Source organism: Paraburkholderia panacisoli (assembly GCF_008369935.1).
Taxonomy (GTDB): domain Bacteria; phylum Pseudomonadota; class Gammaproteobacteria; order Burkholderiales; family Burkholderiaceae; genus Paraburkholderia; species Paraburkholderia panacisoli.
In genome coordinates, this window is the sequence record NZ_VTUZ01000003.1 from 97,161 (window position 1) to 122,653 (window position 25,493).

Genomic DNA, 25,493 nt, shown 5'->3' on the forward strand with positions numbered 1-25,493 from the left:
ACGATGCTGCACCCGCACGCGCGAACAACTGACCCACGCAGATCGCTGACACGGACCTCTGCCGCGGACGACCCCGGCATGCATTCCCACGTGGCGGGACGGCCCGCCCATGAATCAAGATCCCCCTCATGTTCGAGAAAATCCTGATCGCCAATCGCGGCGCGATTGCGTGCCGCATCCTTAGAACGCTGCGCGAACTCGAAGTCACCGGTGTCGCCATTTACGCGGAAGCGGATCGCGCGAGCCTTCATGTGAGCGAGGCGCCCATCGCGCACGGACTCGGCGATGGCCCTGCGTCGGCCACTTACCTCGATACGGAAAAGATTCTGGAGATCGCTCGCCGCGAGAACGTCCACGCGATCCATCCGGGTTATGGGTTCCTGTCGGAGAACGCAAGCTTCGGCGAAGCGTGCGAAGCGGCAGGCATCGCGTTCATCGGACCGACGCCCGCGCAATTGCGGGCGTTTGGCCTGAAGCACACGGCTCGTGCAATCGCGGCGGAAGAGGGCGTGCCGATGCTCGAAGGCACCGGCTTGCTCGACGATCTGCCTGCAGCGCTCGGCGCAGCGGCGGCGATCGGCTATCCGGTGATGCTGAAAAGCACGGCGGGCGGCGGCGGCATCGGCATGCGGGTGTGCTGGAGCGTCGAGGAACTGAGCGCGCATTTCGAAGTGGTCAAGCGCCTTGGCCAGAACAACTTCAGCGATGCCGGCGTGTTCCTTGAAAAGTACATCGAGCGGGCGCGGCATCTCGAAGTGCAAATCTTCGGCGACGGGTGTGGCGACGCGATCGCGTTGGGCGTGCGCGATTGCTCGGTGCAGCGGCGCAATCAGAAGGTGCTCGAGGAAACCCCAGCGCCCTGCTTGCCGGACGGCATGTCGGCCGCATTGTGCGACGCCGCCGTGAAGCTCGCAAAAGCGGTGAATTACCGCTCGGCCGGCACGGTCGAATTCGTCTACGACAGCGCCGAGCAGCGGTTCTACTTCCTCGAAGTGAACACGCGCCTGCAGGTCGAGCACGGCGTGACCGAGCAGGTCTGGGGTGTGGATCTCGTGCGTTGGATGATCGAACTGGCCGCGGGCACGCTTGCCCCGGTGCGAGAACTCGCGGCGCGGTTAAAGCCGCAGGGACACGCGATTCAGGCACGGCTCTACGCCGAAGACCCTGGCCGCGATTTCAAGCCGAGCCCCGGCTTGCTGACCGATATCGCGTTTCCGCACGCCGACGGCCGCGCGCTGCGCATCGATACATGGGTGGAAGCGGGCTGCGAAGTGCCGCCTTACTTCGACCCGATGCTGGCGAAGGTGATCGCCTGGTCGCCGACGCGCGACGCGGCACGCGTTGCGCTCAACGACGCGTTGCGGGATACGCGCATCTATGGGGTGGAGACGAACCGCGACTATCTGCGGCAGATTCTCGACGATCAGCCGTTTGCGTCAGGCGAACCGTGGACGCGTTGTCTCGAAGGACTCAGGTATCGAGCCAGCACGATCGAAGTGGTCAGCGGCGGCACGCAGACGACCGTGCAGGATCATCCGGGCCGTCTCGGCTATTGGGCCGTCGGTATTCCGCCTTCGGGTCCGATGGATGACCGTGCGCTGCGCCTCGGCAACCGGCTGCTCGGCAATGCCACAGACGCTGCCGCGCTCGAAATCACCATGAGTGGGCCGACCTTGCGCTTCAACACGGATGCGGTCGTTGCGGTGACGGGCGCGCATCTGTCCGTGCTGCTCGACGATATCGAACAGCCGCTGAACACGACGCTCTTTGTCACCGCCGGTTCGACGCTCGCGCTCGGCACGATCCGCGGCGCGGGCGCGCGTGCCTACCTCTGCGTGCGCGGCGGCCTGGATGTCGCGGTCTATCTCGGCAGCCGCAGCACTTTCACGCTCGGCCAGTTCGGCGGACATGGCGGGCGGGCACTGCGTGCGGGCGATGTCCTGCATCTTCACCCGCTGCAGGACGAACGGGCGGGCGCGGTGCTTGCCAACGTCCCCGCATTGGAAACCGTGCGTACGCTGCGTGTGATTTACGGTCCGCACGGTGCGCCGGAGTACTTCAGCCCGCGTTATATCGGGCAGTTTTTCGACACCGAATGGGAGATCCATTTCAACTCCAGCCGCACCGGCGTGCGTCTGATCGGACCGAAGCCGGAGTGGGCGCGCGAGGACGGCGGCGAGGCGGGGCTGCATCCGTCGAACATTCACGATAACCCGTATGCAGTCGGCGCCGTCGATTTCACCGGCGACATGCCCGTGATTCTCGGACCCGATGGCCCGAGCCTTGGCGGCTTTGTTTGTCCTGTGACGATCATCGAGGCTGATCTTTGGCAAATCGGCCAGTTGAAAGCCGGTGACAAGGTACGCTTCGTGCCGGTGCGGATCGATGAAGCGCGCGAGGCCGCACGTCAACGTCTGCGTGAATTGCAGACGCTCGAATTCGACGCGAGACCGGTATTCGCGAAGGCGGCAGCGCTTACATCGCCTATCGTGCTCGATACCGGTACCGATCGCGAGCGGCTCGTCGCGCGTGTTTCCGGCGACACGCATCTGCTGCTCGAAATCGGCCCGGCGGAACTGGATCTCGTATTGCGCTTTCGCGGCCATGCGCTGATGCAGTCACTCGAAGCGATGGCGCTGCCTGGCGTGATCGATCTGACACCCGGCATCCGCTCACTGCAGATTCACTATCAGCCTGAAACCCTGCCTCTGCCGCAGTTGCTCGCGATCGTCGAGCGTGCATGGCAGCACGTCCTGTTGCAGAAGGATTTGCGCGCGCCGTCGCGGATCGTGCATTTGCCGTTGTCGTGGGACGATCCCGCGTGTCGGCTCGCGATCGATAAATACATGATCACGGTGCGCAAGGACGCGCCCTGGTGTCCGAGCAATCTGGAGTTTATCCGCCGCATCAACGACCTCGACTCCATTGATGCCGTCAAACAGATCGTCTTCGATGCCAGCTATCTGGTGATGGGGCTCGGCGACGTGTATCTCGGCGCGCCGGTCGCGACGCCGCTCGATCCGCGCCACCGGCTGGTGACGACCAAATACAACCCGGCGCGCACGTGGACGGCGGAGAACTCGGTCGGCATCGGCGGCGCGTATCTGTGCGTGTATGGGATGGAGGGGCCAGGCGGTTACCAGTTCGTCGGCCGCACCTTGCAGATGTGGAACCGCTACCGCGAAGTCGCGGATTTCGCGGGGCGGCCGTACCTGTTGCGCTTCTTCGACCAGATCCGCTTCTACGAAGTGCCTGCCGACGAACTGCTGCGCATTCGCGCAGACTTTCCGCTGGGGCGATATCCGCTGAAGATCGAGCAAACCGAATTGTCGCTGGCCGACTATCAAACGTTTCTCACGCGTGAATCCGTCGGCATCGAGCAGTTCCGCGCGCGGCAGCAAGCCGCGTTTCAGGCCGAACGCGAGCGATGGCGAGCAGCGGGAACGGCGGAGGAGAGTTTCGACGCGCCGCTCACCGAGGGCGCCGAACTGGCGCCGCTCAAAGATGGGGAAATAGCGGTGGACAGCGAGATTGCGGGCAGCCTCTGGCAGGTGCGCGTGAGCTCTGGCGATACCGTCGAGACAGGCGACGTGCTGCTCGTCATCGAGTCGATGAAGATGGAAATCTCCGTGTGCGCACCGTGTGCGGGGACCGTCGGCGAAATTCATGTGGCGCCCGGCTCTGCGGTACGCGCGGGGCAGCGTGTTGCCGTTATCGAACGTCTTTGATTTGCGGGGAAAACATCTATGTATTCATTCGATTTGCGTCTGTCCACGCTACGCACCGCCTATCGTGCCGGGACGCTCACGCCGCGCAAGCTGATCAGCGAACTGTTGGCGAAAGCCGCTGCACTGAATCCCGAGTTCAATCTGTTCATCCACCTTCTTAGCGAAGCGGAAGTCGCGCCCTATCTGGACTGGCTGGACACTCAGGATATCGAAGCATTGCCGCTTTACGGCATTCCGTTCGCGATCAAGGACAACATCGACCTGGCCGGCATTCCGACCACGGCCGCCTGTCCCGCGTTCGCTTATACGCCGGTCGAGTCGGCGACGCTCGTCGCGCAGTTGATCTCACTGGGCGCCGTGCCGCTCGGCAAGACCAATCTCGATCAGTTCGCCACCGGCCTGAACGGCACGCGTTCACCGTACGGCAAGTGCCGCAACAGCGTGCATCCCGACTATCCGTCGGGCGGATCGAGCGCGGGGTCGTCGCTAGCCGTCGCGCTGGGTGTCGCGAGCTTTGCGCTCGGCACCGACACTGCCGGCTCCGGGCGCGTGCCGGCAGGGCTGAACAATCTCGTCGGACTCAAGGCGACCAAGGGTCTGCTGTCTACCGCCGGCGTCGTGCCGGCCTGCCGCACGCTCGATTGCGTGACCTATTTCACGGCGACCGCGCGCGAAGCCAGCCAACTGCTGGCGCTCACCGCGCAAGCCGATCCGCGCGATGCATACAGCCGCAAGAACCCGCAATGGAACAACGCACGCGCGTTCGGCAAGCTCGCCCTATTCCGCTTCGGCGTACCGTCGCGACTTGAATTCGCGGGTTGTGCCGAAAGTCCGGGGTTGTTTGCGAAGGCGCGCGCGATGCTCGAAGCCGCAGGCGGCGAGGCCGTCGAAATCGACTTCGGGCCGTTCGTCGAAGCGGCGAATCTGCTCTATCAAGGCCCGTGGGTCGCAGAGCGCTACCACGTCGTGGGCGAATTGATCGAAGCGAACGGGGAGGCCGTGTTGCCGGTCATCCGCGACGTGCTGGCGAAGGCGCCGGGCGCCACCGCCGTCGAACTGTTTCGCGCGCAATACCGCCTGCAGACATTGAAGGGCATCTGCGACGCCGCGCTCGATTCACTGGACTTCGTTCTCACGCCGACTTATCCGCGTCCCGTCACGCTGGCGGAGTTGGAGCGCGACCCCATCGGGCCAAACTCGTTGCTCGGCTACTACACCAACTTCATGAATCTGCTCGATTACGCGGCCGTCGCGACGCCGACCGGGTTCATGAAGAACGGCCTGCCGTGGGGCGTGACCGTGTTCGGGCGCGCGTTCACGGATCATTATCTGTTGAGCGTGGCCGACACGCTGCAACGGATCAGCGGCGTCGAATGCGTGGGGGGCGGCAGGCCCGATGCGAGCGAGCGGCCGATTGCGGCCAACGATCGGGTACGCGTCGCGGTGTGCGGCGCCCACATGGCGGGCCTGCCGCTCAACCGCGATCTGGTCTGCCGCGGCGCACGGCTGGTGGAGGCGACGCGAACTGCGCCGCACTATCGGTTGTCTGCGCTCGCAGCGACGCCGGACGGCACAAGGCGGCCCGGCATGTGGCGAGTAGCGCGCGGCGGCACGGCGATCGCAATCGAGATCTGGGAGATGCCCAGTCTGGAATTGGGCTCGTTCATCACGACCATTCCCTCTCCGCTGGCGCTTGGGAAGGTCGAGCTGGCGAATGGCGCGTGGGTGACCGGCTTCGTGTGCGAAGGTTATGGTATCGAGTCCGGGGCCGACATCACGGAATTTGGCGGCTGGCGAGCATGGCTCGCCAGCGAGCGCAGATGACGTAAACGCCGGATGGACCGCGCACCACTTGCCACGTTAGAAGCGACTGGCGGACGGACGATTACGCGTCCGCCACGTCACGATCAATCACTGCGGCTCGTACCACGAATAGGTGGCCAGCGTGCTAACTGGCGTGCCGATCTGCAATGTGATGTCGCGCAGCGAAGTCAACTCGATGTCGCGCAAATCGCCCATATAGCGGCGCGAGTCGCCATTATCGTTGATGTAGGCGACCACGTTCCCGGTCACGCCGGCCACGTTCGTGCTGCTAAGCGGTTGACCCCAAATATCGAAGAACTGGCCAAGCGTGTACCTTTTGAAGGTCGGCGTTTCAATGTGGATGATGCCGGTCTGGTCGTGCGTGTGCATTTCATAGTCGCACTGCGACAGAATGCCGACATTTGCGGGCATTGCGAGCCACTTGCCGTCCTTGAAAATAGCGAGGTGTGCATGGACGTGATACAGCGCGCTCATGTTGGGTGCGCAGACCAGACCGTCCACTGGCGAACCGGTGCCGCCCGTCGACGTGTTGCCCGCCGGCCAGAAATTGTTCCCCACCACACCGAGGTACACGAGCGTGACCGGCTTCGGATCGAAGGGTGGCGGATCGGTCCATGTGTACGTTGGGATCTGAGTCAAAGGCGTGCCGATTTCAATCGTCACCTCGCCGTGCACGGGTAGCACAAGACTTGCAGGATCGCCCGTGTATTTCGTGAGAGCGCCGCCATCGTTCACGTAGATTGTGATGGGCGAGCCGGTCACACCGGCGACCTGGGACGCGTCCAGCGTTTCGCCCCAGATCGCGAAGAACTGACCGAGCGTGTATGACGCGTTAGTGGTCGTGTCCATGTGAATTTTCCCGCTCGAATCCACCGTGTGCAGTGGATACGCGCAGCCCGTCTGGGCGGCCATGGTCGGCTCGACCATGCCGACATTGCCCGGTAACGCAAGCAGGCGGCCGTTCTGATAGATGGACAGATGCGTGTAGGTATAGGCCGTGCTACGCAGGCCGCAGTTGAGTCCGCTCACCGGTTGACCTAGCCCACCCGACGACGTCGAGCCCGCAGGCCAGAAGGCATCACCGAGCGTCGTCCCGTCGATCACCGGTGTCGCGGCGGCCAACGTCGGCGTAGTCGTGCTGGGGGCTGACGCGGCTGACGCGGGGCTCGCCGCTCCCGTTGCCCCGGCCGAGCCGGTAGATCCGGTAGAGCCTGCGGCGCCGGAGGCATCCGTAGTGCCCGCGCTGCCGCCCCCGCCTCCGCCGCACGCGGTCAGTATCAGGACGACCCCAATGACGAGCAATCGTGAACTCAATCCTGTGGACATGTCGTCCTCCGCCCTGGAAGTTAAAAGAGGAATTGGGTACACCGGATTACTTCCGGGGCAAGCGCCGCGCTAGAAACATATCGATGGGCCGGGACGACCCAGTCGAGTCCCGCGAAAGCATGGACTGTGCAATTCGCGCGAACCCGCATGCCAATACAGGATTAAAGAATCGCTTCAGATTTCTGACACATGTAATTTAGCGTAACAGATGCAATCAGAAAGCGAACCAAATGAACCACGTCATTTTGTGCCTTTCGGTGTCGCATTTAGGCGAATCGGCCCGTCCGTTTCGATGGAGTTAAGAACGGTTTGGACGACTGAGAATAAGCCGCGGTTCTAATGGGGAGCATCGAGACTGCTCTTTTAAACGAAGGCTTGATTAAGAAAGCCTCGCTGCGTGCAGCACGACAATGAACTGGATTGCAGGAACGAACGCCGCCTTTATCGCGCATGATGCAAGCATGAACGCCGCCATGCCACGAGCGGAAATAAGCGCGTTCAACGCCCCGTTTGACCGCGTTGACCGCGATCATGCCCGGAACGTCGCAATGTGTGCGGCAACCAGCAGGTCGGCAAATCAGGCACGGAGTTCAAGTCTCACAGGCATTCTGTTCGGCACCATCGTGAAGGCGGAAACCTCTTCAATCTCGGCCGGATTGATTGTCAGTTCAATCTTGAAGTTCCTCATCAACATCGATATAACCAGCCTCATCTCGACCGCTGCGAGGTATCGACCCGGGCACACTCTCGGCCCTGCTCCGAATGTCAGATACGCCTTCTGATCATGCGCACCGTCCGACGGGTCTCGCGGATGCTTCCAGCGATCAGGGTCAAATGTTTCGGGGTGCACGAAGTGACGTGGATCCAGCATGCTTGGACGCGTGAGAAATAGCATGCGCGTTCCTGCCGGTATGGCAACACCTCCCAGGCACACGTCAGTCAGTGGTTCGAACGTTTGTATTGCGGCAACCGGCCGCAATCGGAGTGCCTCACTGCATACCGCCTCGCATAGATCGAGATACTTCAATGCGTCGTAATCCGGACAGATCCTTGACTCACCGAGCGCCTCACGCGACTGTTCGAATAGCCGGTTCTGTAGACGCGAATCTGCGGCAATGTACATAAGCGCCCAGGCAATCGCGTTAGCCGTCGTATCCTCTCCCGCGACCAGAAGCGTCAGGACGTTCGCCGATACCTGTTCGTCGGTCACCGTCGAATCGGGCTCGTTGTGCGCGGCAAGCATGGCTTCGAGCAGGTTGTGCGGTGGCGCATCAGGCGACTGGCGCATGCGCTCGCGCGCCCGTTCGATCATTTTCCGAATGTAGCGGTGTACCTCCACCATCGCCCGCGCGAGTCGCCGGTCTTCGGGAAGCGTGACGTAATGCCAGTATGGAAAGAGGGCGGTGACGCGCCTCATGAGCGCCGGAGGTATGAGAGCAAGCTGCTCCTGGATGATCCCCTGTTCCCGTTCGAGTGTATGCGGGTCCTCGCCGAAGGCGAGTGTACTCGTCACGTCGACGGTGTAGCGCTTGAGTTCTTCTGTCATTTCGAGCGTTCTATGCTCCCTTGCCGCCTGTTGCAGGCGAGCGAGAAAACGCTCGGTAATGATTGCCAGAGTCGGATAGAAGGCCTTGATGTTGGAAAAAGACAGTGCGCGCATGACGAGCCGGCGCTGTGGTTCCCACGCCGGGCCTTCGGCGGAGAATAGTCCGTTGCCGCCAAGCTCCGCCATGACGGATTCCATTGGCGCAAAGCGTCGATACAGATGTGGACGCTCGCGCATGACGGTCTGGAACAGTTCCGCCTGCGTCCACACCGTGACCGGAATCGTGCCGAGTTGAGCCCTGAATGGTGACCCGAGTTGCCTCGCCCATTGCTCCATGATCAGGTGAAGTTTCGCCGGTGGCATCTGCAACAGATTTCCCAGCAGGGGCAAACCGTGCGGGCATGGTAGATCTGCGACCGTGCGCAAGATCCCGTTGGCGTCGAGTTGAAGGTCCGCCATAGTCTCCTCCGCTTCGCATGCCACAGTGCGCTGACAATGGGCGTGTAGAACGCTCTTGTAGAGAATAGGTCAAGGCCTGCAAATCGAAGCCGTTAATCGCGAATGCAAGCGCGGAAAAATTTGCCTTTGGCCGCGTGACACTAAGTTTGGGCGCCCAGATCTAGTTAATGTCTACACAGATCCTGCTGCCGACCTGGGTCCGGCGCTTTGACTCGGCAAGGACTGCCGTTCCGCTGCGCGAGCAATCTTCGGGCCCAACGGGACGCGACGGAGGTCGCCATGTTTGCCGCCATACGAAGCTGGCGTTCGCGAGCTAGCCGTTTTGCTAACGGTAGGCCGCCTAAGCGAACGCCAGTCAGACAACGCCGGCCGGGATCAGCCCCTCACGAATATGAGTGCGCCGTTCGCGGGCACCGCGAGCCATGCGGACGCCGCAAAACCATCCAGCGGCGGCCCCGATGCGTCTACATGGCCACCATTGCCAACCGGTGAGGGATTCGGATAGCCGTCATAGACGTCGCTATTGAATACTTCGCGCCACGTGCCCGCCGACGGCAGTCCGATCTGATACGCCCGCTTGGCGATTTCATCGAAGCTCACGACAACGATCACGTCGCCGCCGACGCCTTCGATCCAGCGATGCATCACCAGCACGCGCTCGAAATCCTGTGCGCGGGACACCCGAACGCTGGCCGAGCATAGTGCGGGCAACGCGCGGCGCAAATGGACGAGATCCGTCGAGCAACGCAGAAGATCGCGCATCGACGAATCCGCCGCCGTCAGGCCGGCCCAGTAAATCAGGCCGTTAGCGCTTCGATCGTCGCTCCAGTTCTTGTCTTCCAGGCACTCCTGGCCCATGAACAGCGATGGAATGCCTGGCGCGCACAACAATAGCGTCGCGGCTGCTCGTACGCGGCTGCGTGCATACCACGAGCGCCGGTCGGCGGAATCCGCGAGAAACGGCAGTCGCGCGGCGCCTTCATGTCCCGCGTAGGTCAGATCGTGATTTTCAAGGCACGTGTTGAGCTGCCATGCTTCGACGGGTGTCGATGTCAGCGAACCTGCGACTGCGGATAGATCGAGTGCCGCCGATAGGCCGTAACTTGTTTGTTTGAGCAGTGCACGCACGCTATCCCGCAAGCCGTCCGCGAGCTCGGCGTCGAAGCCCAGGCCGCCGGGAGGCGGCCCGATGGCGCGTGGGCGATCGCCGTTCCAGTACTCCGCAATCTGCACCGCTGAGCGGCGCGTCGCCCGCACGGTTTCACTCAGGTGTTGCGTGAACGTTTCACCGCCATGATTCACGATTGCGCTGACTTCGTCATAGCGCAGGCCGTCGACGTGATACTCGTCGAGATAGAAGCGCGCGTTGTCGATCAAAAACTGACAGACCCAGCCTTGCCAATAGGCGAATATCGGTCCTATCCATGTCTGATCGATGAAGTAAAGACTTCGGTTGGGATCGGGACGCTGCTGGAAGTCATAGAACCAGAGACTCCTCGAGTCGAACGCGCCCTGGCTGTCATGGCCGAACGCGTGGTTATACACCTGGTCGAGAATCACCGCGAGGCCCTTCAAATGGCACAGATCGATGAGACATTTGAGCTGGTTGATTCCCGGTGTCAGGTCCGTTTCTGTCAGCGCCGGCTGGCCGTTATCGGCGAGCATCGCGTTGATGCCGGCAAGCCGCCAGCGCAGGTCATCGGGCGCAACGCAGTAGGGAATTTCCGGCGAATAAAGGTCCGTGCCGTTATAACCGAGGCTGTAGCTGGTTTCGAACTCCTGGATCGGCAGTAGCTGTATCGCGGTGATGCCGAGATCGATCAGGTAATCGAGCTTCGCCACGACATCGAGGAACGTCCCGCTGCGCAGCGTGCGCACGTCATTGCCCTGTTCGTCTTGCGCCCACCATGTGCCGACGTGCAACTGATAGACGATCAGTTCGCTGAAAGCGGGAGCTTGCCAAGCGCTGTCATGCCACGGATAAGTCGCTGGATCGCGGACGAGGCACCAGGAAGCCGGGTGGGGCGGGGCAAAGCTGAGTTCGCGTGCGAAGGGATCGCGTTTCCATCCGCTGCCGCCCGCGCCGTCGACGTAGAAGAGATAAGGGTCGCCTTCCTTGATCGAACGCAGAAAGCCGCCCCAGGTTCCATCGCCGAGCGGTTCCATTGCGTCATCCGACTCAGGCTGCCAGTCTTGCGCCTGAGACGGTTCGAGCGCCGCACCCGCCACGACGAACACGGCCGTTGCGTTGGGCGCCCAGGTACGAAAGCCGGTGCCGTCCGTCGTCAGCGATGCGCCCATCGGACTCGTGCGGCCGACACGCCCTTTCACCACGCTCATGTTCGCTCCAGCGAAGCGGGCTAACCGATGCAGTATAGGAAATCGGCTGGCGCACGCACGGATTGGTCAGCGTTCTTCCCGGTGAGAAGCGGGTCGGCTGTCGACCTAATTGCCGCTCGCCATTGCGCATGCCCCTTCAGAGTGCGCGTCCCTTGCTTTGCACTTATCGAACGCGTCATTTCTCGCCACCGTCTGCGCGACTTGTCTTGTGCGATGCGGTGCATCGGCTATGCTGACCGGAAGCGAGGAGGGCCGTGATGAAAAACGAAAAAGCACGGGCTACGGCGGCTCGTCAGACTATCGTCGCGGGCTGCGTTCTGGCGTCGTCGATCGTGTGCGTGCCGTACGCCGCGCAGGCCGCCCAGCCGCTCAAGGCGTATGACGTCAAGCTGGACGAGACCACGGTCTCCGGTGTTTCGTCCGGCGCCTACATGGCGGTGCAATTTGCCGTCGCGTATTCGTCAATTGTGAAGGGCGTGGGTGCCACGGCAGGCGGCCCGTACTTTTGCGCGGGAACATTCTTGAACCGCGACTTCACGACCAGAAGAGTGATAGCTCATTGCATGCAGGGCGATCCGAGTTATCCGGCTATTGCGATCAAGTCCGCTGATGCAGCCGGCTTTATCCGTCATGTGCAAACGCTCTCCGCAAGGGGCGACATCGATCCCGTCGAGAATCTCGCGCGTCAGAGAGTCTGGATTTTCCATGGCTACAACGACGGCCTTGTGAAGAAACCCGTGACCGACGCTCTCTATGCCTTTTACGCGCACTATGCTGGAACGCAGGTGTTCTACAAAGACAACCTGCGTTCGGGACACGCTCAGATCATCGATTACTGTCCGAGCGGAACGGGTGGGCCGCCGCCGCTGCAAAACTGCGATTGCGGCGTAACCGGGAATGAGTACATCAAGAACTGCGGTTACGATGCGGCCGGCGTGCTGTTGCAGCATCTTCTTGGCGACCTGCATGACAAGATAGCGACGCCACACGGAGACCTTGCGACGTTCTCGCAGGATGAGTTCGCACTCGACAGCCTCGGGCGGAAGAGTGCCGCCGCGATTCCATGGGTGCGACCGGCTATGTATACGTGCCGGCGAGCTGTGCGGCGATGCAGCCTTGCAGCGTTCACGTCGCACTGCACGGATGCAGCCAGAACGCCGACACGATCGGCGACCGCTTTGCAGAATACGCGGGATATAACGAGTGGGCGGATGCGAACCACCTGATCGTGCTCTATCCGCAGACCGCGTCAAGTCCTTCGTTCGATGCTCCCTTCATCAACAATCCACAGGGTTGCTGGGACTGGTGGGGATATAACCAGCAGACAGATACGCAGGGCGCGTACGCGACCAAAGCAGGCTTGCAGATCGCGGCGATCAGGCGAATGCTCGATCGGCTGTCGGGCGGATATAGCGGCTGGCAAACACCGCGAACACCGGGCGCGCTCGCGCTAACTGATTTCACTGATCGGCAGGTTGCACTTAGATGGGGGAGCGTGGCGAATGCCGTCGCCACCAATGTCTACCGGGGCAGTTCGACGGGCGGTCCGTTCATGAAGCTGAATAGCGCGGGCCCTGTCGTGGGCAGCGTATTTGTCGACATCACCACCGCGCCCGGCACTACCTACTTTTATGTGATCAAGAGCGTCGACAGCATAGGCGGCGAGTTGCAACAGTCAGCGCCTGTGAAGGTCACGACCGCGTCCGCGCCTCCGAAGTGTGATCCGTACTTCAGCATTCTCGCAGATCATGCCGTGACGAAGGCCGGCATTCCGACGAATCAGACTTGCCCATAGCGTGCCAGTAAAGAGTCGAATCGCATGAAAGTGAAATGAGCCAAGTTGCGTTCCATTCTAGTTAAAACGACGTGTGCGACACGCAGAAAGATGGAACGTAATATTGCAAAGCCGGTTTCAACTGCTTTATTGTGCCCTTCCACCCATCGTGCTGCACGCTTTCCTCGCTGCCGTTGCTGGTGTAGCGGTCGGATTGCCGGTCGTCTATCTTATGCATCCAACTGGCCCACTCCCGGGGGCGCTGGTTTCCCAAGAAATTTGGTCTACCGCTGATCAGCCAAATACCTATCACTTGCTGCGGGTGGAGGTCGGCGACGACTCGGTGATTTCTGAGTCGGAAGACAGCGTACGGCAGGAGTGGTGGGCGATCTCCGTGAGCGCGGTCCCGGACAGGCAATGACCGACGGGGTATGCTGTATGGCAAGTACCAGCAACCAGAGGCGGGAGCACTTAAATGGCCGCACTTGCTAAAAGCATCGGCAGCAACAGACGAGGCATATTCAGACTGTTGTTAGCGACGCTGGCTATATGCTGGCTGTGCCATGGCCTGCTCGCGTCGGCGGCAGACGATGCTTCGAGGTTGCGCGGCAAATACGAGAGCCTGTCGCAACAGCTTGAACATAACCCGTTCCGGCGCCCGCTGTATCTTGAATCGGCAGAGACACCGACCGCGCTCAAGGGTGACATTTACGCCGTCGTCGACTACCCATTCGCCACGGTCAACAGTGCACTCAATGACCCAGTACACGGCCCTGCCAACTGGTGCGACTTGCTGATACTGCACCTTAATATCAAGTATTGCCACGCTTCGACCAGCAGCAGCGGCAGCATCGTGAGCGTGAACATAGGCAGAAAAGTCGAACAGAAACTCTCGGACAGCTACCGCGTGCAATTCCATTACCACGCATCAGCCACGAGCCCGGGATACTTCCAGGTGGTCCTCAACGCCGACAGCGGCCCACTGAGCACAAAGGATTACCGTATCGTGCTCGAAGCGGTAGACATCGGTGGCGACCGGACCTTTCTGCACCTGACCTACTCCTATAGTTACGGCATGGCGGGGAGGGTCGCGATGAAAACGTATCTGGCGACTATCGGCAGCGATAAGGTCGGGTTTACCACTGCCGATGCTGCGTCCTCCGAACAGACTGAATACATTGGCGGAGTTCGCGGTCTGGTGGAACGCAATACGATGCGCTACTACCTGGCGATCGATGCCTATCTCGGCGCGCTGTCCAACTCACCCGACAAGCGTCTGGAGCAACGCCTGACGACCTGGTTCGACGCCACGGAACAGTATCCACGGCAACTACACGAGTTGGATCGGCAGGAATATCTCCAGATGAAACATAAGGAATATGAACGACAGCAGACGGAACAGTAAGCGGGTGGCCGCGAGGCAGTGTCCATTCCGTTTCGGCCGCACCGTGTCAGACGGGTGAGGATTCCACTTCGGTCATCCAGTGATATTCACGTATGTCACCTGAGGGTCGGTCTTGCCGATTGCCTTCCGATAGCGGTATCAGCAACACGGTCGAACCGGAAGACGGTGACAACGTGGTGACCGCTCTCAAGCGCCGCCGGCCACCCATGGAAATCGTCATCGGTTGGTGCCGTGACAGCTTTCACTCGTCGCATTTCACGTCCTGCTTTGGCACAACGATTATCACCGGGTAGGTCCCCTGGTCGAGTTCCACGCGCGCGACCACGGCCATCGTCGTGCTGTCGATGTCGTCGTACACGCTGACTTTTTCATTCCGAAGGCTTGTGATGCCGGTACACGCAGACGCGCGCCCCTCGTCGGAGATCTTGCATCGGATCGGGTTGTCTGCCAGGTAGCGATATTTGTCCCTGTCGGGGGCCGCAAGATATTCGCGAACGCCCTGTGCCGATCCACCGACGCCGGTGACATACCCAATGGCGCACTGCTGTTGGGATGCATCACTGCCCCCGGATGTTTCAGCGTTCGCGGTTGTGCCTGCTGCTGCGATGACCGCCGCGAGTGTCGATGCAAGGAGGTATTTCATGGCGCAAATCACGGTTGTCGAATTGAAGTGCTGGATTGTAAAGGGATCTTTGCCGATGCGTCGGGAAGCGAAGACCGGCCGCTACTGCCTGTCTATCGAAGAATCGGGATGGAGCGCCGGATTCCAGTTTTTCCTGGCGATATCATCGGCTTCGATGGGCTGCACAGTAGCCACCAGGAGGTCACCGGGATTGCGCTGAAGAACAGCGCAGTTTTCAATCGGCAGCTAACAGGGCTTGAAGCTCGAGACGGTGCACCGGATTCGCTTCCACAACAATGGGATGGTGCGGGTCCTGGGGCAAGGAGATCCGGATTCTCGATCCTGACGGTTTGCGCAGCGTCTGAGTCGTCACGCCTGGTCTTTCACGAGGATCCGCGACAGCGGAACCTGTGCGTCAATGGTGACGCCATTGCCCGGGCTGCTTTCGACGGACAGGACGCCACCCAGCAGGAGAATTCGTTCGCGCATGCCGACCAGACCGAACGCATCGCCCCGCGGCGGGAAATCTTCCGGTAATCCGACGCCGTCGTCACGGATCCGCAGATGGCACTGACGATTTTCCGTCGACAGCCTGACCGATACGTGATTCGCGTGGGCATGGCGCGCGACATTGGTCAAGGCTTCCTGGACCACGCGATACAAACAGATAGCGGCGAGATCGTTCAGACGCAAGGCATCAGCCTGGATCTCGCACCGGGCCGACACACCGTAACGCTGCTCAAACGCTTCCGTCATCCATTCGAGCGCGGCTTCCAGCCCCAGGTCATCAAGGACCGGCGGGCGTAGATCGGCCGCAATGCGCCGCAGCGACGCGGCCATGGTATCGATCTGGGCGGCAAGCTCGCGAACTGAACGCAGGGCGCCGGGCGCATCCGTGCCGACGTGCTGCACCAGTTCGGTTTCGTGCAGCGCCAGCGTCATTTTCAGCGCGGTGATCTGTTGGCCCAGGTCATCATGCAGTTCACGTGCGATGCGTTTCTGCTCATTCTCGCGCGCCTGCTGCACGAGTGACGACGTGCCAACAGCACGTTCAAGTTCCTCCAGCCGACGCCGTTCGCTCAGGTCTCGCGTGATCTTCGCAAATCCGAGCAAGGCGCCGTTTTCATCGTGAACGGCCGTGATGACAACATTGGCCCAGAACCGGCTGCCGTCCTTGCGCACCCGCCACCCTTCGTCCTCCGCGCGCCCCTGCAACGTCGCAGCGGCGAGCAATTGCGCGGGCTTGTTGGCGGCGACATCCTCGTCGGAATAGAAAACTGAAAAGTGCTGACCGACGATGTCGTCTGGAGCATATCCCTTGGCTCGCTCGGCGCCGGGATTCCAGCTCGTCACATTCCCCGCAGGGTCGAGCATGAAGATCGCGTAATCCTGCACCGCATCGATCAGCAGGCGGTAGCGGTGGCCGATTTCGATGTCGCTCAGGTTACGTGAGCCATACAAAGCGGAGCTACACTGCAGCATGGTGGTCTCCGGGAAACAGCCTGAACCTGGCAGGGAGCAACCTGATCACAGACGGGGCGATCCACCGAGCTGGCGCTGGCTCGCCGTTACCTGATAAAAAGATGGTACATCAGTAACGTCTCGGTCCAGCGGTGTTACACAACTACCGATGCGGCAAAAAATCGCTTCTGGTGTCGGAAATTATTTCGCGCCGTGTACCGGCGGCGGCAACGCGTCGTTTGTACTGTTGCTCGATTCGACGCGCGACGGCGATACATAAGTGCGGAGGTTCTGCGCTGCGCCGCTCATGCAACATCTGTCTCGCGTCCGCACTTTACAGCCCTCGGCGGCCCGGGAGGCTCGCTCGGCTCGAGCCGTAGCGCGCCCCAGCCGAGCGGCGCGAATACATGGCCGCCAGCCAGTTCGACCAGTTCCACGAATTTTTCGAGCGACGCGCCCGCAGCGATCCGAACCGGCGCGTTGCTGATGAAATCCTGCGTGCGCAGCCACGGGGCGTCACCGCGATTGATCTCGTTGACACTGCGCTCGCGGCCGTCGTACCCGGCGTCGGGCGGCAGCAGCGGCCCGTCGAACGCGACGGTCAGGATCTGCTGCGGCGCGTCGTCGTAGGGCAGGCCGGCATGTCTTTCATAAGGCGCGCGCTCCCATCCGTCGCCCCATTGCTGGTCGAGTGGCGCGCGTGTGAAATAGGCCCACGGCGCGCGTACGAAACACAGTCCGTAAGCGTGGCGGACGCCGTCCAGATCGGTTGCAAGTGCCATGACGGTAGCCTCGAAATGTGGATGACGTCAGCGCTTTACGCTTCGTCGCCAGCAGCAAACAAGCCGTGCTCCGGCTGTGCCTGCTCGTTATCGACACACTGCACATGCCAGTGGCCGGTCATCAGGATGCGGCCGCGGTCCGCGCACCACTGCGCGCGCCCGGTCTCGCCTTCGAACGGCCCGCTGCAATCGTTCAGATCCAGGCCTTCGAGCACGCACACGGGGGTCGCGTCATGCGGGCCGCATACCAGCGTATTGCCGCAATCCACATGCAGCGCGCCCCATTCGGGCAGATCGAGCCCTTGGTGGCCTTCGCGAGACCATTGCCGTGTGTCCTTGTCGAGCCAGAGAATGGCAAATGCCATTGGATGGACACGATCGAACGTGTCGAGGTGTACTGTGAGACGCATGAAAATTCTCCGAAACATGTGGGCCGGTTTAATTGAACCAGGCCGCAAAAACCGTGACTGAAAGGCGGTTCATTGACTCAAGACCCATTGCACCAGGGTGTGCGCATCGTCCGCCGATAACGGCCCGCCGCGATCGGCCGGGAGCGGCATCGCCATATCGCCCCAATGCGCCTTGCCGCCGAGCCGCAACTTATGTTCAAGCTTGAACTGCGCGTCCGGCACGTTGCGGTAGCGCTCGGCGATCTGCTGGAACGACGGCGCGAGAAACGGCGCGTCGCGCGTGTGGCAGAACATGCAGTGTTGCTGATCGACCAGTGCGGCCGGCTCCGTCTCGGCGTGCGCGACAGAGCCAGCCAGCACCAACACGGCACATGCCGCCAGACAGCTGCGAGTTGGGGCAGTCACGGCACGGACTCCTTTGCTGGGGGAATGAGTTCAGTGTAAGGGCACAAACCTGGATGCCGTTGACCTTGGTCAACCAGCACGCAAGGTCTGAATTTGACGTGTCGCGCATAGCTCCTATGCTGGTGACAGGCGGGCGTCGCGCAGAGCGGACCGCCTCGAAGGCGGTCCACAACCCGTAGGTGCGCAGACACGCCGCTCCAGCCCGCATCCTGCGCAAGGAATCAGAGGGTGGTCATGAAGATTCATTTTCCAGAGGAACTTCCGGAATATTGCGCGCGCGACCTCGTCATCGCGTTTCCGGCCGAAGTGGACGGCGCGCGCGTGCAGTGCGCGATCACTGCGGAGGCGCTCGAAGACCATTTCGGCGCTGTTTCGCTGCGCGAGGACGACCTGATTGCTGCATTCAACTCGAACCGGCATCCAATCGAACACGCAGCAAGGCAACTGCTTAACGAGGTCGGTGCCAAACCGGTGCTCATGCACAGCGGTTTCTTCCGCTTTAGCGAGTGACTTTTCGCTGCGCGGCTCGGAGCAGCGACGCTTTCGATGCGCCACGTCGGCGCGAAGCAAAGTGCGGACTGGCTGTGCAGATTCGAGGGGAATCCCATGCGTGCGATGGTGTTCGACGGCAGCGCGTCGTTGCTGCGTGAGCAGGAGGTGCCGGATCCGACGCCCGGTCCCGGGCAGTTGCTGATCGATATTCGCGCGTGCGGCGTATGCCGCACCGATCTTCATCTGATCGACCACGAACTCGAGCATCCCAAACAGCCGGTGATCCCGGGTCACGAAATTGTCGGCACGGTAGCCGCTCTCGGCGCGGCGGTGACGGGGTTCGCTGTCGGCGACCGGGTGGGGGTGCCATGGGTTGGCCGCACGTGCGGGCATTGCCGCTACTGTCTGTCGGCGCGGGAAAATCTTTGCGACGACCCCGGCTTCACGGGCTATACGATCGACGGCGGCTACGCCGAGCGCACGGTCGCCGACAGCCGGTACTGCTTTCATCTACCGGCTCAATACACGGACATCGAGGCAGCACCGCTGCTATGCGCGGGCCTCATCGGTTATCGCACGTTGAGCATGGCGGGCGACGCGCAACGCATCGGCATCTACGGGTTCGGCGCGGCGGCCCATATCGTTGCGCAGGTCGCGCGTCATCAGCAGCGCATGGTGTACGCGTTTACGCGGCCGGGTGATCGCGCAGCCCAGCAACTCGCGCTGCGGCTGGGCGCGGCATGGGCGGGTAGCAGCGACGAGGCGCCGCCTGACGAACTGGATGCGGCTCTGCTTTTTGCGCCCATCGGCGCGCTCATTCCGCAAGCATTGCGGGCGGTCGCGAAGGGTGGTGTGGTGGTGTGCGGCGGGATTCACATGAGCGATATTCCGTCGTTCCCGTATGCAGTTTTGTGGGGCGAGCGGCGCGTGGTGTCGGTCGCGAATCTGACGCGCGACGATGGGTTTGCCTTCATGCGCGTTGCGGCCGAAACGCATCTCGCGATCGAAACGACGAGTTATCCGTTGACGGATGCCAATCGGGCGCTCGGCGACCTGCGCGATGGCAGGTTGACGGGTGCGGCAGTGCTTGCCGTTCGCTAACGGCCGGGGCGCTTCAGGACGCGGCGTCCCTCGATTGCGGTGCTGCCGTCAATCAACCGGATCGTGCTTCAATCCCGCATCCAAACCCCGATTCAAACCCGCACAAGACCCTCGTGATCGAGGATCCGGATGTCCTTGCCCCGTATATCGACCAGTCCGTCACGCTGGAATCTGGAGAGCATCCTGCTTACCGTTTCGAGCTTGATCCCCAGATAGCTGCCGATTTCCTCGCGCGTCATGCGCAGGTGAAACTCCGTCGGCGAATACCCGCGCATTCTTAAGCGATCCGACAGATTCAGCAGGAACGTCGCGACGCGCTGTTCGGCGGACATCGTGCCGAGCAACATCATCTGCGACGACTCGCGCACGATCTCGCCGCCCATCATCCGATGCAGATGTTGCTGGACGGCCTTGACCTCGCGGCACATGGCTTCGAGCAGATGGAACGGGATGATACAGACCTTGCTGTCCTCGAGCGCCACGGCATCGCAACTATGGTGGCCGGAGCTGACGCCGTCGAACCCGAGCGAGTCGCCGGCGAGATGAAAGCCGGTTACCTGCTCGCCGCCGTCGCGGTGCATGACGACTGTCTTGAAGGAGCCGGCGCGCACGGCATAGATGTTCTGGAACGAATCGTTCGCGCGATAGATCGTCTCGCCCTGTTTGATGGTCCGCGATGGGCAAATGAGCGATTCCATCCTTTTCAATTCGTCGGACGTCAGGCCCTGCGGCATGCAGATAGCGCGCATGGAGCAGGCCGTGCAGCGCAGTGCGTCGTTGCGCGGTGCCCGCGCGCTTGCCGGCACCTGTCCCGGGACGGGCATTCCCTGCGCGGGGACAAACTTGTGCGAGACGACTGAACAGACTGCAACGTCAGACATGATCTGCTCCCGATTGAAGACTCCATCCCGGTGCTGCCGCCCAGACGCGGGGCGGTCAGGGTTTGAGTTCATGGCTCGAAGTATCGGCCGCGCCGTCTCAAAATAAAATCGGCGCGGAATGAACTTCGAGTAGGAGAGCGGGAAGGTTTGTAGGGCGTTTCCTACATCACGGGGATGCGGACCGGGGGAATCCCTGGGTGCGCTGGGTGAGGGCTGCGCGGCAGGTCAGAAGGGAAATACGGCGCTCCCTGGCTCGGACCGTGTCGCGGGCCGCCCGCCAATGCGGGGAGGCGCAGGCGTTCAGATGTCGTCCTCTTCGTCGCCGACCAGTTTGTGACGCATCGCATAGCGCACCAGCGCAGCCTCGTGCGGCACCTGCATCTTTTCGAGGATGCGCGTCTTGTACGTGCTGACGGTCTTGCTGCTCACACAGAGTTCGGCCGCGATTTCGGTGATCGTCTGACCGGCGGCAATCCGCTTCATGACATCGAATTCCCGGTCGGACAGTCGCTGATGCGGCAGCCGATCGGTCGGCTCGTTCAGGCTCTGGGCAAACCGCTCGGCCATCGCCAGGCTGACGTAGACGCCGCCGGCGGCTACTTTGGTCACGGCTGCCACCAGTTCGGCACTCGCGCTTTCCTTGGTCAGATAACCGGACGCCCCGGCCTTGAATGCACGCACCGCATACTGCTGCTCGGCGTGCATGGTCAGCACGAGAATGCGCAGCGCCGGTTTTTCTTCCTTGATCTGTTTGATCAGCTCGACGCCATTACGGCCGGGCATCGACAGATCGAGCACCATCACATCGGCGGCGCGCTCGCGGATCAGTGCGACCGCGCTGGCGCTGTCGCACGCTTCGCCGACCACTTCGAAACCGCTTGCGCCTTGCAGGATATGCCGAAGACCGTCGCGTACGAGCGCATGGTCGTCGGCGATCAATACGCGGGTCATGTCTGTATCTCCTGCGATTGCACGGTCTGCGTCGGAATGGTGACGGTTAGCGCGAAGCCTTTGCCGTGCGCGGTATGAATGTCGACGGCGCCGCCAAGCATGTGCGCGCGTTCACGAACGCCGAGCAAGCCGAATGATTTGACAGCCGGCTCGGCCGCGCGATGCGCGCCCTGGCCGTTGTCGGCGATGCGCAACACGAAGTTCTGACGCTCGGCGTGCAGGCTGAGCATGACTCGCGTGGCATCGGCATGCCGCGCGACATTGGTCAGCGCTTCCTGCACGATGCGAAACAGTGCGGTCGCGCCGGCCTGGGTAAAACGCGCGTCGCCCGTTTCGATGTCACGCTCCACGTCGATACCGTGGCGGTTCGTGAAGTCGTTGGAAAGCCATTCGATTGCGGGTATCAGGCCGAGGTCGTCGAGCATGACCGGGCGCAGATCGGCGGCAATACGGCGCAGCGAGGCGACCGTCACGTCGATCAGCTGGCGCATGCTTTGCAATTGTGCTCGCACTGGCGCACCCGCTGACGCGTCCAGCGCTGCTTCGACCGACGCGAGGTCCATTTTTAGCGCAGTGAGCTGCTGACCGAGGTCGTCGTGCAGTTCGCGTGCGATCCGCGTTTTCTCCTCTTCGCGCACCTTTTGCAGGTTGGCCGAAAGCTCGCGCAGTTCCTCGCGCGCCTGCCGTTGCGCACGCTCCGCTTTGACGCGTTCGGTGATGTCGCGCAGCATCACTGTGTAGAGGCGGGTGTTGCCGTCAGGGATCTGCGAAATGGACGCCTCCAGTGGAAATTCCTCGCCGTTGGCGCGCAAACCCCACAGCACGCGCTGGCTGCCCATCTGCCGGTCCGACACGCCCGTCACCCCGAATTGTTCGACGTGATGCGCGTGGGCCGCGCGAAACCGCTCGGGGATGAAGCGATCGAGCGGCGCACCGACCGCATCCATGACGGAGCAGCCGAACACGCGTTCCGCCATCGGATTGAAGATGACGATGCGCTGATGCTCGTCGATGGTGATGATCGCCTCCATCGAGGACCGGATGATGGCCATCATCCGCGCTTCGCTCACACCGGACTGACTGCTCTGCGCGCTTGCTTCTGCGCTCGCGAGCAGATCGTCGCGGCGCGCGCGTGCCAGCATGTGGGCGCTCGCCGCCAGAAAAAGGGCGGCGGCGAGACAAAGGAATCGCGCTGAATCGAACCAGCGTTGCATCGCCAGCATGGCGGCAAGCGCCACACAGAACGTCGCCGCGGCTGCGACTGCGGGCTGTGTCACGTGCAAGGCTCGCCGGCCGCGTGCGTGGGGATCGGGCGAAGCGGGCGTCTTATCGCGAACGGCCATGTGGGCCTCTTCGGAAACGGCAGACAAGGACCGGTTGCGCTGCCCGATGAGTTGCGGTGGCGGCGCGTAGTGCGAGCATCCCGGTTCCGTGCGTAGTCATGCTTGCCGCGGCACCGGACCACTGGGATATCGTGCCAACGGAAAATGGCTGCGCTCATTGTGCGTGAAACATAGGCTTCGTGCCAGTGCCGCCGGGCTGCATGATCGTCCGCCGTGCGGGTTGTCCCGCAATGCCAGTGGCCGAGCGCCGCCCGGGTAGTGCCGCGCTATTCAATGCGACATCAGCACCGGCACGGTCATCGACTGCAACAGGGTGCGCGTGACGCCGCCGAGCAGCCGTTCCTGAGCCCGGGCGTGGCCATAGGCGCCCATCACCAGCAGATCGATATGACGGTCGGCCAGCATATTGAGCAACACGGCGCCGGTATTGACGCCCGCTACCTTGGGCGCGGCAGTGAAGCTCGCCTCGATACCATGGCGCGCCAGCCAGGCGGCGACGTCGATACCGGTCGGCTCGCCAGCGTGCGGATGACGCTGCACAGTCACGACCGTGACGAAACTGGCGCGGCGGATGAGCGGCAGCGCGTCGGTCGCGGCTCGCGCGCTTTCGCGTCCGCCGTCCCACGCGATCATCACGTTCTCCATCTGGGGTCGCACCGGTCCCGCATGAGGCAGCACGATCGCCGGACGTCCCGAACCCATCACGACGTCCTCGACGAACTGCCGCGCGATATACGCGCTCCGGTCCTCCGGGTCCTCCTGGCCGAGGATCAGCAGATCGGCATGGCGCGCGTGCAGCATCGCCGTTTCGGCCGGGGCGCCGTCCGGCGCCCGCCATTCCGCGCTGCATCCGGCACGCCCGGCCGCGGCGATGAACCGCGCATGCGCGCTCTTCAGATTGGCGTCGCGTTGCGCGTCACGACTCGCGAGCCAGATGGAGTCTTCACGCAGAAAGAGCGGTCTTGTCAGCTCTTCGCAAACCACATGCAGACCGATCAGATGCGCGTCGTGGCGTGCCGCAATCTGCAACGCGTAGTCGAGCCGCGCATCGCTATGAGTGCTGTCGTCAAGATGCACCAGTAGAGTTTTGCAGTTCATGACGGATCCTTGGCGAGTGCTCCGGCAGCTTGTGCAAGGTTTGCGGAAGGCGATGCGCAGTGGCCGGAGATCAGCAGCACCGGACAGGTGGCGATGCGCAGAAGATGTTCCGCGACGCTGCCGAGCATCAGCCGTCGCACGCCACGCCGGCCGTGTGTGCCCATCACCACGAGGTCGGCGTTGAACTCCTGCGCGGCGCGCTGGATGCGGTGTGCGATGTCTTCGCCTGTCATCAGCTCGGTTTCGACCATGCGCGTCTGCCCCTTTACGCCCGCCCTGGCCATGAGCGCAGCGGCGTCGGCCAGCGCGTGCCGCCCCTCCTCGGTGAGCGCGTCGAGCACGTATGACGGGTCGTAGCCGGGTACGTCATAGGACATCAATGGCACGTCAACGACGTAGAGCGGCTGCAGCCGCGCGTCCGAATCCCGTGCCAGCTGGACAGCGGCAGTCAGTGCGCGCGCCGAGGTTGCGCTGCCGTCGACGGCAACCAGAATCTGCTTGTACATCGCGAACACTCCAGTACAGGAAGAGGGCAGGCCGCGCTCAGTGCGACATCAGCACCGGCACGGTCATCGAGCGGAGAATCGTGCGCGTGGCACCGCCCATCACCAGTTCGCGCCAGCGGGCATGGCCGTAGGCGCCCATCACCAGCAGATCGGCGCCGCTGTCGGCCACCTGCGAAAGCAGCACCTCGCCGACCGAACCTCCCGGTCCGGTTTCAATGTTCTCGATCTCTACAGCTACGCCATGTCGTGCAATCACGGTGGCGATATCCGCGCCGGGAATGCGGGCGCGCTCGCTTTCGTGCGCGGCGTTGACGCTGAGGATCGTGGTCCTTTGCGCGGTCCGCATGAACGGCAGCGCGTCGTGCACGGCGCGCGTGGCTTCGCGGCTGCCATCCCACGCGACCAGCACCCGCGCGCCGGTCGACCTTTCGTTGCTCGCATACGGCACCAGCAGGACCGGGCGGCCGCTCGACAGAATGAGGTTTTCGGGGAAGAAGTCGCCGACATACGATTCCGGATCCTTCGGGTCGTCCTGACCGGCCACGATGAGGTCCGCGCAGCGGCCCGCGCGGGGTATGGCGAGACTGGCAGGCTCGTCCAGGGCGACCCATTCGCCCGCCACGCCGGCGCGCCGGAGTTCGGCATGAAAGAGCCGTTCCAGCGCCGCGCGCCGCTCCGCGCGCATCTCTTCATGCGTGGCGTAGTACTGCGCGGTTCCCGCCATCACATACAGCGAGCGGGGATCCGGCGTGAAGACGGCGAATGCGCCGGTCAGATGTGCGTCGAACTGTTTGGCGAGGCGCAGCGCGATTTCGAGCCGCGGGTGCGCACGCTGGCTGTTGTCGAGATGAACAACGATGGTTTTGTAACTCATGGCAGTCGCTCCGGGAAAGGAAGGTGACGCGCGGACAGTTGAGCTTGAGTCTAGGTACGATGGCGGCGGCCCCGTTGATGCAGATCAACGACGGCTGCGGCGCGGCGCGTGAAAGTGGTGTTTGACTTAGGTCATGCCCCACGGCTCTGCGCCCGCCTATGCTCC

The 25,493-nt window shown here is 62.3% G+C and carries 22 protein-coding genes; 8 read left to right on the plus strand and 14 right to left on the minus strand.

What is annotated here, in order from left to right; translation table 11 throughout:
- The first annotated feature begins 128 nt into the window (after positions 1 to 128).
- Positions 129 to 3,728, plus strand: a complete 3,600-nt coding sequence (uca, locus tag FVF58_RS05225; RefSeq protein WP_149668844.1) for an urea carboxylase — start codon at positions 129 to 131, stop codon at positions 3,726 to 3,728.
- Positions 3,729 to 3,746: 18 nt separating this feature from the next.
- Positions 3,747 to 5,552, plus strand: coding sequence for an allophanate hydrolase (gene atzF / locus FVF58_RS05230; RefSeq protein WP_149668845.1), 1,806 nt, complete (start codon positions 3,747 to 3,749; stop codon positions 5,550 to 5,552).
- A gap of 87 nt (positions 5,553 to 5,639) precedes the next feature.
- Here atzF and FVF58_RS05235 read toward each other — a convergent pair whose 3' ends face one another.
- The 3 genes from FVF58_RS05235 to FVF58_RS05250 all read right to left on the minus strand — a co-directional run bounded on the left by FVF58_RS05235 (position 5,640) and on the right by FVF58_RS05250 (position 11,223).
- A complete protein-coding gene (locus FVF58_RS05235; RefSeq protein ID WP_188130713.1) occupies positions 5,640 to 6,878 on the minus strand; it encodes a hypothetical protein in 1,239 nt (412 codons plus the stop codon).
- 577 nt (positions 6,879 to 7,455) lie between these two features.
- Positions 7,456 to 8,883: a cytochrome P450 gene (locus FVF58_RS05245; protein ID WP_149668846.1), complete on the minus strand. Its 1,428-nt coding sequence runs from the start codon at positions 8,881 to 8,883 to the stop codon at positions 7,456 to 7,458.
- A gap of 375 nt (positions 8,884 to 9,258) precedes the next feature.
- Positions 9,259 to 11,223, minus strand: coding sequence for an alpha amylase C-terminal domain-containing protein (locus FVF58_RS05250; RefSeq protein WP_149668847.1), 1,965 nt, complete (start codon positions 11,221 to 11,223; stop codon positions 9,259 to 9,261).
- 338 nt (positions 11,224 to 11,561) lie between these two features.
- Here FVF58_RS05250 and FVF58_RS51215 point away from each other — a divergent pair, with 338 nt between their 5' ends.
- The 3 genes from FVF58_RS51215 to FVF58_RS05265 all read left to right on the plus strand — a co-directional run bounded on the left by FVF58_RS51215 (position 11,562) and on the right by FVF58_RS05265 (position 14,402).
- Positions 11,562 to 12,449, plus strand: coding sequence for a hypothetical protein (locus FVF58_RS51215; protein ID WP_188130714.1), 888 nt, complete (start codon positions 11,562 to 11,564; stop codon positions 12,447 to 12,449).
- A 2-nt stretch (positions 12,450 to 12,451) separates the two neighbouring features.
- Positions 12,452 to 13,018 (plus strand): hypothetical protein, encoded by a 567-nt coding sequence (locus FVF58_RS05260; protein WP_425468918.1) that lies wholly within the window; start codon positions 12,452 to 12,454, stop codon positions 13,016 to 13,018.
- A gap of 454 nt (positions 13,019 to 13,472) precedes the next feature.
- Positions 13,473 to 14,402 carry a hypothetical protein gene (locus tag FVF58_RS05265; RefSeq protein WP_149668850.1) on the plus strand — a complete coding sequence of 310 codons (930 nt, stop codon included), beginning with the start codon at positions 13,473 to 13,475 and terminating at the stop codon, positions 14,400 to 14,402.
- Between the two features lie 241 nt (positions 14,403 to 14,643).
- Here the strand turns inward: FVF58_RS05265 and FVF58_RS05270 are convergent, their stop codons facing one another.
- Positions 14,644 to 15,045, minus strand: a complete 402-nt coding sequence (locus FVF58_RS05270; RefSeq protein ID WP_149668851.1) for a hypothetical protein — start codon at positions 15,043 to 15,045, stop codon at positions 14,644 to 14,646.
- Between FVF58_RS05270 and FVF58_RS05275 the strand changes: the two genes are divergently transcribed.
- Positions 15,044 to 15,244, plus strand: a complete 201-nt coding sequence (locus FVF58_RS05275; RefSeq protein WP_149668852.1) for a hypothetical protein — start codon at positions 15,044 to 15,046, stop codon at positions 15,242 to 15,244. The two genes, FVF58_RS05270 and FVF58_RS05275, sit on opposite strands and share 2 nt — an antisense overlap.
- 149 nt (positions 15,245 to 15,393) lie before the next feature.
- Here the strand turns inward: FVF58_RS05275 and FVF58_RS05280 are convergent, their stop codons facing one another.
- From FVF58_RS05280 to FVF58_RS05295, 4 genes are all read right to left on the minus strand, one after another.
- Complete coding sequence (locus FVF58_RS05280) at positions 15,394 to 16,506, minus strand: PAS domain-containing sensor histidine kinase (RefSeq protein WP_149668853.1); 1,113 nt, start codon at positions 16,504 to 16,506, stop codon at positions 15,394 to 15,396.
- A 284-nt stretch (positions 16,507 to 16,790) separates the two neighbouring features.
- A complete protein-coding gene (locus tag FVF58_RS05285; protein WP_149668854.1) occupies positions 16,791 to 17,267 on the minus strand; it encodes a hypothetical protein in 477 nt (158 codons plus the stop codon).
- Between the two features lie 35 nt (positions 17,268 to 17,302).
- Positions 17,303 to 17,677 (minus strand): DUF3564 domain-containing protein, encoded by a 375-nt coding sequence (locus tag FVF58_RS05290; protein WP_149668855.1) that lies wholly within the window; start codon positions 17,675 to 17,677, stop codon positions 17,303 to 17,305.
- A gap of 69 nt (positions 17,678 to 17,746) precedes the next feature.
- The gene (locus FVF58_RS05295) at positions 17,747 to 18,082 is read right to left on the minus strand and encodes a c-type cytochrome (RefSeq protein WP_149668856.1); all 336 of its coding nucleotides are present in this window, start codon (positions 18,080 to 18,082) and stop codon (positions 17,747 to 17,749) included.
- Positions 18,083 to 18,316: 234 nt separating this feature from the next.
- Between FVF58_RS05295 and FVF58_RS05300 the strand changes: the two genes are divergently transcribed.
- Together FVF58_RS05300 and FVF58_RS05305 are read left to right on the plus strand one after the other, a co-directional pair.
- Positions 18,317 to 18,592, plus strand: a complete 276-nt coding sequence (locus FVF58_RS05300) for a DUF1488 family protein (RefSeq protein ID WP_149668857.1) — start codon at positions 18,317 to 18,319, stop codon at positions 18,590 to 18,592.
- 96 nt (positions 18,593 to 18,688) lie between these two features.
- Positions 18,689 to 19,675, plus strand: coding sequence for a zinc-dependent alcohol dehydrogenase family protein (locus tag FVF58_RS05305; protein ID WP_149668858.1), 987 nt, complete (start codon positions 18,689 to 18,691; stop codon positions 19,673 to 19,675).
- Between the two features lie 92 nt (positions 19,676 to 19,767).
- Here FVF58_RS05305 and fnr read toward each other — a convergent pair whose 3' ends face one another.
- From fnr to FVF58_RS05335, 6 genes are all read right to left on the minus strand, one after another.
- Positions 19,768 to 20,556, minus strand: coding sequence for a fumarate/nitrate reduction transcriptional regulator Fnr (gene fnr / locus FVF58_RS05310; RefSeq protein ID WP_149668859.1), 789 nt, complete (start codon positions 20,554 to 20,556; stop codon positions 19,768 to 19,770).
- Positions 20,557 to 20,856: 300 nt separating this feature from the next.
- Entirely contained in the window at positions 20,857 to 21,507 is a 651-nt protein-coding gene (locus FVF58_RS05315) for a response regulator (protein ID WP_149668860.1), read from the minus strand.
- Positions 21,504 to 22,850, minus strand: coding sequence for a PAS domain-containing sensor histidine kinase (locus tag FVF58_RS05320; RefSeq protein WP_149668861.1), 1,347 nt, complete (start codon positions 22,848 to 22,850; stop codon positions 21,504 to 21,506). The genes FVF58_RS05315 and FVF58_RS05320 overlap by 4 nt, the downstream gene beginning before the upstream one ends.
- Positions 22,851 to 23,120: 270 nt before the next feature.
- Positions 23,121 to 23,948, minus strand: a complete 828-nt coding sequence (locus tag FVF58_RS05325; protein ID WP_149668862.1) for a universal stress protein — start codon at positions 23,946 to 23,948, stop codon at positions 23,121 to 23,123.
- Positions 23,945 to 24,454 carry a universal stress protein gene (locus tag FVF58_RS05330; protein ID WP_149668863.1) on the minus strand — a complete coding sequence of 170 codons (510 nt, stop codon included), beginning with the start codon at positions 24,452 to 24,454 and terminating at the stop codon, positions 23,945 to 23,947. Before FVF58_RS05330 ends, FVF58_RS05325 begins: the two co-directional genes overlap by 4 nt.
- 37 nt (positions 24,455 to 24,491) lie before the next feature.
- A complete protein-coding gene (locus tag FVF58_RS05335; protein ID WP_149668864.1) occupies positions 24,492 to 25,328 on the minus strand; it encodes a universal stress protein in 837 nt (278 codons plus the stop codon).
- Positions 25,329 to 25,493: the final 165 nt, after the last annotated feature.

Coding starts and splice junctions, on each gene's coding strand:
- FVF58_RS05250 (WP_149668847.1), bottom strand. CDS start 11,223: ATGAGCGTGGTGAAAGGGCGTGTCGGCCGCACGAGTCCGATGGGCGCA.
- FVF58_RS05335 (WP_149668864.1), bottom strand. CDS start 25,328: ATGAGTTACAAAACCATCGTTGTTCATCTCGACAACAGCCAGCGTGCG.
- atzF (WP_149668845.1), top strand. CDS start 3,747: ATGTATTCATTCGATTTGCGTCTGTCCACGCTACGCACCGCCTATCGT.
- FVF58_RS05285 (WP_149668854.1), bottom strand. CDS start 17,267: ATGGCACTTGCAACCGATCTGGACGGCGTCCGCCACGCTTACGGACTG.
- FVF58_RS05265 (WP_149668850.1), top strand. CDS start 13,473: ATGGCCGCACTTGCTAAAAGCATCGGCAGCAACAGACGAGGCATATTC.
- FVF58_RS05245 (WP_149668846.1), bottom strand. CDS start 8,883: ATGGCGGACCTTCAACTCGACGCCAACGGGATCTTGCGCACGGTCGCA.
- FVF58_RS05275 (WP_149668852.1), top strand. CDS start 15,044: ATGGCGCAAATCACGGTTGTCGAATTGAAGTGCTGGATTGTAAAGGGA.
- FVF58_RS05270 (WP_149668851.1), bottom strand. CDS start 15,045: ATGAAATACCTCCTTGCATCGACACTCGCGGCGGTCATCGCAGCAGCA.
- FVF58_RS05305 (WP_149668858.1), top strand. CDS start 18,689: ATGCGTGCGATGGTGTTCGACGGCAGCGCGTCGTTGCTGCGTGAGCAG.
- FVF58_RS05280 (WP_149668853.1), bottom strand. CDS start 16,506: ATGCTGCAGTGTAGCTCCGCTTTGTATGGCTCACGTAACCTGAGCGAC.
- FVF58_RS05315 (WP_149668860.1), bottom strand. CDS start 21,507: ATGACCCGCGTATTGATCGCCGACGACCATGCGCTCGTACGCGACGGT.
- fnr (WP_149668859.1), bottom strand. CDS start 20,556: ATGTCTGACGTTGCAGTCTGTTCAGTCGTCTCGCACAAGTTTGTCCCC.
- FVF58_RS05320 (WP_149668861.1), bottom strand. CDS start 22,850: ATGGCCGTTCGCGATAAGACGCCCGCTTCGCCCGATCCCCACGCACGC.
- uca (WP_149668844.1), top strand. CDS start 129: ATGTTCGAGAAAATCCTGATCGCCAATCGCGGCGCGATTGCGTGCCGC.
- FVF58_RS05325 (WP_149668862.1), bottom strand. CDS start 23,948: ATGAACTGCAAAACTCTACTGGTGCATCTTGACGACAGCACTCATAGC.
- FVF58_RS05330 (WP_149668863.1), bottom strand. CDS start 24,454: ATGTACAAGCAGATTCTGGTTGCCGTCGACGGCAGCGCAACCTCGGCG.
- FVF58_RS05290 (WP_149668855.1), bottom strand. CDS start 17,677: ATGCGTCTCACAGTACACCTCGACACGTTCGATCGTGTCCATCCAATG.
- FVF58_RS05300 (WP_149668857.1), top strand. CDS start 18,317: ATGAAGATTCATTTTCCAGAGGAACTTCCGGAATATTGCGCGCGCGAC.
- FVF58_RS05235 (WP_188130713.1), bottom strand. CDS start 6,878: ATGTCCACAGGATTGAGTTCACGATTGCTCGTCATTGGGGTCGTCCTG.